This is a genomic window from Piscinibacter sp. (assembly GCF_050175855.1).
Classification (GTDB): Bacteria; Pseudomonadota; Gammaproteobacteria; order Burkholderiales; family Burkholderiaceae_C; genus Piscinibacter.
The window spans coordinates 20,296-27,506 of the sequence record NZ_JBFXIO010000014.1; the positions used below are offsets into that span (position 1 = coordinate 20,296).

The 7,211-nt window shown below is 71.5% G+C and carries 5 protein-coding genes; 1 reads left to right on the forward strand and 4 read right to left on the reverse strand.

The window, feature by feature from the left end; translation table 11 throughout:
* The first annotated feature begins 9 nt into the window (after window positions 1-9).
* Window positions 10-1,221, forward strand: coding sequence for an HD-GYP domain-containing protein (locus AB7U92_RS02490; RefSeq protein ID WP_428574394.1), 1,212 nt, complete (start codon window positions 10-12; stop codon window positions 1,219-1,221).
* A gap of 4 nt (window positions 1,222-1,225) precedes the next feature.
* Here AB7U92_RS02490 and AB7U92_RS02495 read toward each other — a convergent pair whose 3' ends face one another.
* The 4 genes from AB7U92_RS02495 to AB7U92_RS02510 all read right to left on the reverse strand — a co-directional run bounded on the left by AB7U92_RS02495 (window position 1,226) and on the right by AB7U92_RS02510 (window position 7,209).
* Window positions 1,226-2,275 (reverse strand): homocysteine S-methyltransferase family protein, encoded by a 1,050-nt coding sequence (locus AB7U92_RS02495; RefSeq protein ID WP_428574396.1) that lies wholly within the window; start codon window positions 2,273-2,275, stop codon window positions 1,226-1,228.
* A 32-nt stretch (window positions 2,276-2,307) separates the two neighbouring features.
* Entirely contained in the window at window positions 2,308-4,410 is a 2,103-nt protein-coding gene (locus AB7U92_RS02500) for a putative bifunctional diguanylate cyclase/phosphodiesterase (protein WP_428574398.1), read from the reverse strand.
* Window positions 4,411-4,512: 102 nt separating this feature from the next.
* Window positions 4,513-6,825, reverse strand: a complete 2,313-nt coding sequence (locus AB7U92_RS02505; protein WP_428574400.1) for an ATP-binding protein — start codon at window positions 6,823-6,825, stop codon at window positions 4,513-4,515.
* Between the two features lie 126 nt (window positions 6,826-6,951).
* Window positions 6,952-7,209, reverse strand: coding sequence for a BTH_I0359 family protein (locus tag AB7U92_RS02510; RefSeq protein WP_428574402.1), 258 nt, complete (start codon window positions 7,207-7,209; stop codon window positions 6,952-6,954).
* Between the last annotated feature and the right edge of the window lie 2 nt (window positions 7,210-7,211).

The window sequence follows — 7,211 nt, forward strand, 5'->3', positions numbered from 1 at the left end:
CCACTCACCATGGCTTACCAGTTGCTCCCGCCCGACGTGCTTCGCGTCGGCTTCCCCACCCTGTTCGCGCTGCGCGACAAGACCGGCTGCCTGCTCGTGCCCAAGGGCACCGTGCTGACCGACAACGAACAGCTGCAGCAGCTCACGTCGCGCGAGCTCTACGTCGACGACCAGGACGGCGAGGCGCTGCGCCGCGCCATCGCCGGGAAGGTGCACGAACTGGTGCGCGGCAACGAACTGCTCGGCCGCATCGCCCAGGCCCGGCCCGACGCCTCCGACCTGCTGCCGCCGCCGGCCGCCGGCCGGCGGCGTCTCGACGACGCGCCGACCGACTGGTCGAACCTGCAGGTGCGGCTGGCCGCCGTGCTGCGCGACCCGGCGCAGCCGGAGTTCGCCGGCAAGCTCACGGCGCTGCAGAAGACGATGTTCGACCAGCTCAACAGCGACGCCGACGACGCGCTGCTGCTGCTCGTGCACGCCGCCACCCAGGAGTACCGCGACTACAGCGCCAGCCATGCGCTGCTGGTGGCCGTGGTGGCCGAACTGGCCTCGCGCCACGTGGCCGGCGTCACCCCGGCGCAGCGCCAGTCGCTGCGGCTGGCCGCACTCAGCATGAACGTGGCGATGACCGCACTGCAGAACCAGCTGGCGCAGCAGAGCGCGCCGCTGACGCCGCCGCAGCGCGCCGAGGTCGACTCCCACCCCGCGCGCGCCGTGCAGGCCCTGCGCGCCGCCGGCGTCACCGACACCCTCTGGCTCGACGCCGTGCAGCACCACCACGACGCGCCGCCCGGCCCGCTGGCGGCGCTCGAGCCGGCGATGCGGCTGGCCCGGCTGATCCGTCGCGCCGACGTGTTTGCCGCGCGCATGAGCCCTCGCCGCGGCCGCGAGGCGCTGTCGGCCACCGCAGCGGCCAAGGCCGCCTACCTCGACGAGCGAGGCCAGCCCGACGAGGCCGGCTCGGCGATCATCAAGGCCGTGGGCCTGTACCCGCCGGGCTCGCTGGTCAAGCTGGCCAACGGCGAGACGTGCGTGGTGCTGCGCCGCGGCCGGCGCGCGAACGCGCCGACGGTGGCCTGCATCGTCAACCCGGCCGGCGCCGTGCTGGCCGCGCCGGCGATGCGCCAGACGCACCTGCCCGCGCAGGCGGTGAGCGGCGGCGTGGCGCCGCACGAGGTGAAGGTGCGCCTGAACCTGCAGCGGCTGCTGCAGATGAGCTGAGGCTTCAGGCGGCCTGCAGGCCGCCGAACAGGCTGCCGCCGCAGCAGCGTGGCTGGTAGCGGCCAACGCGCTGCGCGATCGCGGCGATGTGCTCCGGCGTGGTGCCGCAGCAGCCGCCGGCGATGTTCAGGAAGCCGGCCTTGGCGAATTCCTCCAGCAGCCCGCCGGTGATCTCCGGCGTCTCGTCGAAGCCGGTTTCGCTCATCGGGTTGGGCAGGCCCGCGTTCGGATAGCAGCTGATGAAGGTGTCACCGGCCACGCGAGACAGCTCCTCGATGTAGGGCCGCATCAGGGTCGCGCCGAGCGCGCAGTTCAGGCCCACGGCGATCGGCCTGGCATGGCGCACGCTGTGCCAGAAGGCGGTGACCGTCTGGCCGGAGAGGATGCGGCCGGAGGCGTCGGTCACCGTGCCCGAGATGATCACCGGCAGGCGCTCGCCCGTCTCTTCCATCAGCTCGTCGAGCGCGAAGATCGCCGCTTTGGCGTTCAGGGTGTCGAAGATGGTCTCGACGAGGAACAGGTCGGCCCCGCCTTCGAGCAGTCCCTCGGCCTGCTCGCGGTAGGCCGCGCGCAGTTCGTCGAAGCTGATGTTGCGCGCCGCCGGGTCGTTGACGTCGGGGCTGATGCTGGCAGTGCGCGGCGTGGGGCCGAGCGCGCCGGCCACGAAGCGCGGCTTGTCGGGCGCCGAGTACTTGTCACAGGCGGCCCGCGCCAGCTTCGCCGCGGCCACATTCATCTCGCGCGCCAGCGGCGCCAGGCCGTAGTCCTCCTGTGCCACGCTGGTGGCGCCGAAGGTGTTGGTCTCGACGATGTCGGCGCCGGCGGCGAGGTACTTCTCATGGATCTCGCCGATCACGTCGGGCCGGGTGAACTGCAGCAGCTCGTTGTTGCCCTTCAGGTCCTTCGGGTGGTCCTTGAAGCGCTCGCCGCGGTAGTCGGCCTCGCCGAGCTTGTAGCGCTGGATCATGGTGCCCATCGCGCCGTCGAGGATCACGATGCGCTGCGCGAGGATCGCGGGCAGCGCGGCGGCGCGGGTGTAGGCGGGCGTCTTCATCCCGGCATTCTACGAATCGGCCCCGACCCTGCTCAGTGCACGGAGGTCGGCTGAGTCTCCTGGAACAGCGAGGCGCTGAACTCCATCGCCCGCGGCCCGACGTCGTTCATCGCCCACAGCGCCAGCGCCTTCGCCGACATCGGCTTGGCGTACAGGTAACCCTGCAGCACGTCGCAGCCCAGCGCACGCAGCACCTGGGCCTGCCCCTCGGTCTCGACACCCTCGGCCACCACCTTGCGGCCCAGCGCCTGGCCGAGCTTGACCACCGCGTCGACCACCGCGCGGGCGTCGGCACTGGTCTCCAGGTCGAGCACGAAGCTGCGATCGATCTTCAGCTCCTCGGCCGGCAGCTTGCGCAGCATCGCGAAGTTGCAGTAGCCGGTGCCGAAGTCGTCGATCGACAGGTGCACGCCCACCGACGCCAGCTTCTCGAAGATCGCGCGCGTGCCTTCGGCGTCCTCCATCGCGGCGGATTCGGTGATCTCGCAGGTCAGCAAGTGCGGCTTGACCTGGTGACGCTGCAGCGCCGCGGCAATGCGCTCGGCCAGATCCGGCTGGCGCAACTGGTGCACCGAGAGGTTGATCGCCACGCGCATGCGCAGGCCCTCGTCGCGCCAGGCGCGCGCCTGGCGGCAGGCTTCCTCGATCACCCACTGGCCGATCGAGACGATCAGGCCGTGGCGCTCGGCCAGCGGCACGAACACCATCGGGCTGACCATGCCGCGCTGCGGGTGGTGCCAGCGCAGCAGCGCCTCGGCGCCCGTGATCTCGCCGGTGGGCGCATGCACCTTGGGCTGGAAGACCAGCTCGAGCTGGTTGCCGGCCACCGCCTGCCGCAGGTCGCGCAGCAGTTCGGCCTGCTCGCGGGCGTCGCCGAGCATGCGGGGCTCGAAGAAGGCGAAGGTGGCGCCACCGTTGCGCTTGGCGTAGCGCGAGGCCGCCTCGGCGTGCGCCATCGCGGCCGAGAGCGATCCATCGCGCGGGTACAGCATCACGCCGATCGAGGCGCTGACCGTCAGCGCGCGCTGCTCGATCTCGCAGGGCTGGGCCAGCGCGTCGAGCAGCTTCTGCGCCATGGCCGCCGCTTCGGCACGGCCACTGTCCGGGCCGAGCAGCAGCACGAACTCGTCGCCGCCGACGCGCGCCAGCATGCCCTGCGTGCCCACCACCTCGCGCAGCCGCCGGGCGAGGGCCTGCAGCAGCAGGTCGCCGACGCGGCGACCGAAGGAGTCGTTGACCGGCTTGAAGTGATCCAGCCCGATGAACAGCACTGCCGTGGCCAGGCGGCCGTCGGCGGCGCGGCGCTCGGCGGCGTCGAGCCGGGCTTCGAACGAGCGGCGGTTGGGCAGGCGGGTCAGCGCATCGGTGCGTGCGGCTTCCTCGACACGCTCGATCGCCGCCCGCAGCGCCTGGCGCATGCGCGATTCCATGATTGACAGCGCCAGCAGCGTGCCCGACAGCGCCAGCGTGGCCACGCCGGCCAGCAGCGCCAGCGTGGTGTCGGACAGCCAGCCCATCTGGTGCAGCGACACGGCCCCTTGCGGCACGTGCACCGACCACGCCACCAGGTGGTGGGCGAGCACCAGGCCGACCCCGGCCAGCCCGGCGGCCGGCGCGCGCCAGCGCGGATCGGCTGCCCGGTCGCCGCCGGCGAGCCAACCGGCGCCGGCCACCAGCAGCGCCAGTGCCGGCACGGCGGCCAGCAGGCCGAGCGGCTGCCAGATCGGCGCCGGCGCCAGCCGCATGTCGAACAGGCAGGCGGCGTAGACACCCACGGCCGTGATCGCAAGCAACCAGGGCGCGAGCGCGCGTGGCCACCGCCGGGCGCCGGCGAGCAGCAGCGCGCCAGCGCCGAGCAGCACGGCGGCCACCCAGGCGGCCAGCGTGACCGCGCCGCCGTAGCCCACGGGCAGGTGCAGGGGCCGCACCGCCAGCGAGAGGAAGTGCACGCTCCACAGCGCCGTGCCCAGGGCCAGGGCGGCGCCGGCCAGCCAGGGCAGCGCGGCGCGCAACGAGGCGCCGCCGACGCGGCGGTTCAGCTCCAGCGCCACATGGCAGGCCAGGGCGGACAGCAGGGCCGCCACGGCAGACAGCCAGGGCTGGAACTGCCAGGCGAGGATGGCGTCGGGGTTCACGGCGCGAACGGGAGGGTCCAGTCCGACCTTTTCGGACGGTTTCCCGCGCCCTGGAGGGCGCAGCGGGCGCGCCGCGTGCGGCGCGTCACGCTCGGCGCGGTTTCAGTGCACGAAGCCGATGCCGCGCTGCTGGCGCACCTCGGGCTTGACGCGGTGCTCGGCCTCGAGCTGGGAGAGGAACTCGTCGGGTTCGAAGCTTTCGCCGAGGACGTCGACCTGCCGCTTCACCGCCGCGAAGTCGCCCGGCGCCAGCAGCTCCAGCGCGCGCAGCCGGCGCCGCTGCTCGTCGGTGAACGCCGCGGCGTCGCCGGCCAGCGCCTCGGCCACGAACATCCGCTCGCGCTGCGCGGGCGTGAGTGGCTTGAACTGGATCTTGAACGTGAAGCGGCGCAGCGCCGCCTCGTCCAGTTCCTGGAACAGGTTGGTGGTGCAGATGAAGATGCCGGCGTAGCGTTCCATGCCCTGCAGCATCTCGTTGACCTCGCTGACCTCGTAGTTGCGCTCGGCCAGCTTGCGGCTGCGCAGGAAGCTGTCGGCCTCGTCGAGCAGCAGGACGGCCTGCTCGGCCTCGGCTTCCTCGAACATCTTCGCCATGTTCTGCTCGGTCTCGCCGACGAACTTGCTCACCAGGTCGCTGGCCTGGCGGATCATCAGCGGCCGGCGCAGCTCGGCGGCGATGTGTTCGGCCAGCGCCGTCTTGCCGGTGCCCGGTGGGCCGTAGAAGCACAGCGTTCCGAAGCCCTTGCGGCGCAGCGCCTCGACGATCTTCGGCACCTCGAAGCGCGATTCGGTGTTGACGAGGGAAAGGTCGTAGCTCGTCACCACGCGGCGCGCGCCGCGCTCGGCACCGGTCTGGCCGAGCGCCTTGTCGGCATTGAGCAGCTGGCGCTCGATCAGCGCTTCGGTACCGCCGGCGTCGCCTTCGCCGGCCAGGCGAGCGAACTTCACCGCGGTGCGGATCTGCGCCGGCGTCAGCCCCTTGCGCTCGGCCAGCCGCGCGGCGAAGCCCTCGCCCACCGCCACGCCTTCGAGCGCACGCGAGACCAGCGCCTCGCGCGCGCCGGGCGGCGGGCTCTTCAGCTCAAGGTGGTACTGGAAGCGGCGGCGGAAGGCCACATCGATCTGCTCGATGCGGTTGGTCACCCAGATCACCGGCACCGGGTTGCTCTCCAGGATCTGGTTCACCCAGGCCTTGCCGCTGACGCTGCCGGTGGGCGCGGCATCGCTGCTGTCGAGCCGCGCCATCAGCTGCGCGGCGTCGGTGGAGATCGGCGGGAAGACGTCTTCCACCTCGTCGAACAGCAGCGCCACGCTGGCGCTGCCCTTGAGGAACACCTGGCTGATCTGCAGCGAGCGGTAGCGGTCGCGGCCGGACAGTGAATTGCCGTCGCGATCGGCGTACTCCACCTCGTAGAGCTCCAGCCCGGCGGCCTGCGCTGCCACCTTGGCGAGTTCGGTCTTGCCGGTGCCCGGCGGGCCGTAGAGCAGGATGTTGACGCCCGGCTCCTTGCGCGCCACCGCGTTCTTCAGCAGCGCGGTCATCATGCGGCAGTCGTCGCCGACGTAATGGAAGTCCGACGCCGTCAGTTCGCTGCGCGCGGCCGGCCGCGTGAACACCGCCATCAGGTCCGACGGGCCCTGGTACTCGCGCATCAGCACCGGCGGCAGCTGCTCGCTGACCTTCATCAGGTCGGCCAGGTCGGTGATGTTGTGTTCTGAGATCAGGTTCTCGACCATGCCGATGCGCTCCAGCCGCGAGCCGGCACGCAGCGCCTCGGCCACGTCGGCCTCGTTGACGCCGGCCACGCGGGCGATGGCGGCATAGGCCTCCTGCGCATTGCTGACCTTGAACTCGACCAGCAGACCGCGAAGATCCCGCTGATAGCGGGCGAGCGTGCCGTACAGCAGCAGCGCGCGCTCGGCGGCATTGAGCTGCAGCAGCCCGGCCAGCGCGTCGATGTTCTTTTCGACGAGGGTGGATTCCTTCTTCAGGCTGCGCTCCAGCCACTCGGCGGTGGCACCGAGCACGAGCAGCAGGTCCTTCGGTGCGTCCTTGACGTACTCGTCGAGGTAGAAGAACAGCGTGCCTTCCTCGTAGGGCCCGCGCCAGGCGCCGTGGCGCTCGACGAATTGCGCGTCGGACAGGGCTTCGTGGCCGCGCCACTGGTCGTTGGCGCGGCAGCGGTGGTCGAGGAAGTCGCGCAGCCGGCGCAGTACCGGCGCCGGCCAGACGAGGTGGCGGCCGGTCAGCGACAGCAGGCTGTTCCAGTCGCGCCGCGGGTTGAAGCGGCCGGCCTGGCTCATCGTCAGCGCGAGCACGAAGTGCGAGCACATGCGGTCGAGCACCGGCGCCTCGTTGAGGCCCGGAGACAGGACGGCACGCCCCTCACCAGCGCTGCGGCTGTGCTTCACCATCGCTCACCTCCAGGGTGGCGCCCCATCGGCGCACGGGGACCATAACGCAGAAGGCGCCCCGGCGTCGACCGCTTTCGGGGCCACCGGCGTGGTGAAGCTCACGCCCGCCCGCGGCGGGCGGCCCTGTCAGTGCAGCACCAGAGGCTGCTGCGAGAGGGAGGCGAAGCGCTCGATGAAGGAGTCCATCTCCTCCTCCGAAGGGCCAGTCTCGATCAGGGCCTGAACGCCCTGCTTGAAGCTCTCGGCCAGCGCGCCCTGGATGAAGATCTCCTTGCGCGCGAACTTGTCGACGATCTCGTAGCCGCCGCGGTTCAGCGGCCCTTCGCCCTGCGGCGCGGGCACATCGAACGAGACGACGGCGAAACTGTCGGAGTTGTAGAGCATCT

What these genes read in the sequence shown, in the direction of transcription:
- AB7U92_RS02490 (WP_428574394.1), top strand. Translation starts at nt 10, where the DNA reads ATGGCTTACCAGTTGCTCCCGCCCGACGTGCTTCGCGTCGGCTTCCCC.
- AB7U92_RS02495 (WP_428574396.1), bottom strand. Translation starts at nt 2,275, where the DNA reads ATGAAGACGCCCGCCTACACCCGCGCCGCCGCGCTGCCCGCGATCCTC.
- AB7U92_RS02505 (WP_428574400.1), bottom strand. Translation starts at nt 6,825, where the DNA reads ATGGTGAAGCACAGCCGCAGCGCTGGTGAGGGGCGTGCCGTCCTGTCT.
- AB7U92_RS02510 (WP_428574402.1), bottom strand. Translation starts at nt 7,209, where the DNA reads ATGCTCTACAACTCCGACAGTTTCGCCGTCGTCTCGTTCGATGTGCCC.